The organism is Arcicella rosea, assembly GCF_014204325.1.
Lineage (GTDB): Bacteria > Bacteroidota > Bacteroidia > Cytophagales > Spirosomataceae > Arcicella > Arcicella rosea_A.
The window spans coordinates 1-3,703 of sequence record NZ_JACHKT010000065.1; the positions used below are offsets into that span (position 1 = coordinate 1).

Consider the following 3,703-nt stretch of genomic DNA (forward strand, 5'->3'; position numbering starts at 1 on the left):
AATCACCTCAAATAAAATGAAAAATCCACCCAGAATATGAGTGGATTTTATTATGAATGAATATTGAAAAACAATTTTCAAGGAAAGCCTAAGTACCTGAAAGCTTTAATTTTCCTTCTGAATCATAAACCAACTCTTCATCTGCAATCATTTCTCGAATAATGTCTTTCAATAATGCTTGATTAGCTGGTTGCATAATCTGAATAATTAATTGCAAAGTCATTGCTCCGTTCGCTAATAGCTGTTTGATTTTTTGCTGATTACTTTTTACAAGTTCATCATCTTCAATCGTTTGCTTACTTTGCTTTTTTTGTTTCAAGCAATTATCACAAATTCCACAAGTATCGTCTGTTTTCTCGTCAAAGTATTCCAGTAATAGTTGTGTTCGACATCTTTTTTCATGACTTACATAATGTCCAACAGATTTAGCTTTTTGTAATGATTTTTCTTTACGATGATTAATTTCTTGAACTTGAATCGGTAAATTTTTAGCATCAAATCTTGTTGTTAAAAATGTTACTTGTGGTTTATCTTTCTGTTTATCGTAAATAATCAAATCAAACTTCTCTAAACTCGAAAGCATCATTTCCACATCTTTTATCGGTACAGAATATGCTTTGGCAATATTTACTTCTGAAATTGTCAAAAAAGTACTGAATAATTCTCCGCCATACATTCTTAAAACTAACTTGATGAAGGAATCATACTTAGGATTTCTTAACTGAAAATCATACAATTGTCGATTATCAACCTTTAAAGTAATTTTAGAAGAACTATGAAACGAATCTGAAAGCTGAATAAAACCTTCATTTTCCAGAATTTTTAAAGCGAAATAAGTATCAGTAGGAGGTAAGTCAAACCTTTTTTGAAATTCTACTAAATCAAAATCAAAGCTTGAAAACTCTCCTGAACCAACAGCTAACTGAAAGAAATTCCCCAAACACTGATAAACTATTCTAACTAATTCAATTGGCGGATAATTCTGCTGAATGTTTTTCGCTAAATTTTCAACATCAGTTTGATTGAAAAGTGCTACAGCGTAAGCTTTTTCGCCATCTCGCCCAGCACGCCCAGCTTCTTGATAATAGGCTTCTAAAGTATCTGGTAAATCTAAATGAATAACCGTTCTTACATCTGGCTTGTCGATTCCCATGCCAAATGCGTTCGTTGCTACGATTGCCCTGACTTGATTTTTAATCCAGTTACTCTGTCTTTTACTTCGTTCATCTGCATTTAATCCTGCATGATAAAACGTTGTTGTAATATTATTTCTATTCAATAAATCTGATACTTCTTGAGTTCTTCGTCGATTTCGTACATAAATAACTGATGAACCTTGTACGTTTTGAAGTATTTTAATGAGACGTTTTTCTTTATCTTCTTCCTTAAAAGCAGCGTACGATAAGTTTTCACGAGCAAAACTTTGTTGAAAAATAGCAGGAGAATTCATCTCTAAACGAGTTTGAATTTCTTCTTTTACTTCTTTGGTAGCAGTAGCGGTAAGTGCAATAAGCGGAACGGTCGGAATTATTTTCCTGAATTCAGCGATTTTCATGTAAGGTGGTCTGAAATCATGTCCCCATTGCGAGATACAATGTGCTTCGTCAACAGCCAAAAGATTTACTTTCATCTGTTTTATTCTTTCTATGAAAATAGTAGTTTGCAAACGTTCGGGCGAAACATATAAAAATTTTACATCGCCATAAATACAATTATCTAAGGCAATATCAATTTGATTTTTGTGCATTCCCGAAAAAATGCCAATGGCAGATACTCCTCTACGTTTTAGTTGTTCTACTTGATCTTGAATTAAAGCAATCAATGGTGAAACTACGATACAGATTCCTTCTTTCATCAAAGCTGGTACTTGAAAACACAAAGATTTTCCACCACCAGTTGGCATCAATGCCAAAGTGTCTCGTCCATCAATTACAGAACGAATGATTTCTTCTTGTAATGGACGAAAATAATCATAACCCCAATACTGTTTTAATACTTCTTGAGCTAACATAGGTAATCAACAGATTTTCTTTATAAATATTGAAATGTGTAGAGCAGAAAAAAACTTCAAATAAATATTCCTGCCAATAATTCTTGTTTGATAGTTTTAATTCTTGAATTCAAATTAATGTGTTCAAAGTCGATTCCTTCTACACAAATGGCATTTAAAAAATTGGTTACTTCTGGTTGATGTGCTGTTTTTTTACCCGTAATTACATCAATATATTTTGAGGTTGTCCAAAGTACAGCTTTCAAATGTGAGCAATTTTCGTCTGTCATCACAAATTCTGTAACCAAAGTATCGTCATTAAAATAGATTGCTGAAGAAATAATACCGATTCTTTCGCTTACTTTGGCTGAATTAACATAAGCAATTTGATGATTATACACCACCCAAGACGTTTTGTTATGCTCAAAATAGTCATTATAATCAAATTCATAAATTGTTGCCACTTGGTCTTCACGAGCATTGAAGAAATAATCGAAGTACTTGGCATTGTTCAAATGTTTCAACGGATCGCAATCTTGAAACCTCACAACTGCTTTTGAATATAATTTTTTAGGATATTGTTTATCGGGATTTAAAGAGAACATACTTTTTCTGTTTAATAGCCAATTTTATGAAATGACTTTTATTTGAATAATTACTTACAAAAGTAGCAATTCGCTACGAATTGTAAATATTGGCTAAAACAAGTACATTAGCAACACAATATTTTTTTAATACACTTCATTCATAAAGGAAGATAATCTTATAATCAAACGAATGACAAAAATATTACTAGTCGAAGACGACGATAGCTTAGGTTTTGTAGTAAAAGACAATCTAGAACAAGAAGGATACACCATCGACCTTCAAATCGATGGAAAAGCGGGACAAAGAGCTTTTCAAAGTAACCAATACGATATTTGCATTTTTGATGTAATGCTTCCAGAGATGGATGGGTTTTCGCTTGCCGAATTTGTAAGAGGAACTGGAAGTGATGTACCGATTATTTTCTTAACGGCAAAATCATTAAAAGAAGATAGAATCAAAGGCTTGAAATTAGGAGCAGATGATTATCTGACCAAACCATTCAGTATTGAAGAATTGGTGTTAAGAATAGAAGCAATTCTAAAAAGAACAGGAAAGAAAACTGGACAAACGGTAAATCAAGGACTTCAGGTAATTGGGAAATATACTTTTGATATAAAAAACTTGAAATTGTTTTTTGAAAACGAAGTACAAGACCTTACTCATCGAGAAGCAGACTTGTTGGCATTTCTAGTAAATCATAAGAATGAAACTCAATCAAGGGATAAAATCCTAATCGCAATTTGGGGAGATGATGACTACTTTAAAGGAAGAAGCCTTGATGTATTCATTACTCGTTTAAGAAAGTATCTTAATAAAGATCAAAATGTCAAACTAACCAATGTTCATGGAGTAGGATTTCGATTAGATGTATCATAAGTATCCATTTTTAGGCTAGATTTGGAGAAAATTTTGTATAAATCATAAAGAGAGGTGATGTATTTTTATGTACTTCACCTCTTTTTTGTTTGTAGGATTCTCATTTGGTTTGAGTGTTTGAGATTTTTTCAAATTTTTTTCAATATTTATTGGTTGTAATAAAGTATTGATATTAAGTTATTTGCGGTGTATGTTGTGATTTTTTATAGAAATATTTTCAAAAAACTTTGCGATTAAGTTTGGTGGTTA

Annotated in this window: 3 protein-coding genes; 1 reads left to right on the forward strand and 2 read right to left on the reverse strand. The window is 31.9% G+C overall.

The genetic code is table 11. The features are described 5' to 3' along the window. Positions 1 to 88 precede the first annotated feature (88 nt). Both HNP25_RS21525 and HNP25_RS21530 read right to left on the reverse strand, forming a co-directional pair. Positions 89 to 2,011: a RecQ family ATP-dependent DNA helicase gene (locus HNP25_RS21525; protein WP_184137816.1), complete on the reverse strand. Its 1,923-nt coding sequence runs from the start codon at positions 2,009 to 2,011 to the stop codon at positions 89 to 91. 56 nt (positions 2,012 to 2,067) lie between these two features. Next, the gene (locus HNP25_RS21530) at positions 2,068 to 2,595 is read right to left on the reverse strand and encodes an acyl-CoA thioesterase (RefSeq protein ID WP_184137818.1); all 528 of its coding nucleotides are present in this window, start codon (positions 2,593 to 2,595) and stop codon (positions 2,068 to 2,070) included. Between the two features lie 172 nt (positions 2,596 to 2,767). Between HNP25_RS21530 and HNP25_RS21535 the strand changes: the two genes are divergently transcribed. Further along, positions 2,768 to 3,454 (forward strand): response regulator transcription factor, encoded by a 687-nt coding sequence (locus tag HNP25_RS21535; RefSeq protein ID WP_184137820.1) that lies wholly within the window; start codon positions 2,768 to 2,770, stop codon positions 3,452 to 3,454. Positions 3,455 to 3,703: the final 249 nt, after the last annotated feature.

Bases quoted from the DNA above. Each gene is read 5' to 3' on its own strand.
- HNP25_RS21525 (WP_184137816.1), bottom strand. From the start codon at position 2,011: ATGTTAGCTCAAGAAGTATTAAAACAGTATTGGGGTTATGATTATTTT.
- HNP25_RS21530 (WP_184137818.1), bottom strand. From the start codon at position 2,595: ATGTTCTCTTTAAATCCCGATAAACAATATCCTAAAAAATTATATTCA.
- HNP25_RS21535 (WP_184137820.1), top strand. From the start codon at position 2,768: ATGACAAAAATATTACTAGTCGAAGACGACGATAGCTTAGGTTTTGTA.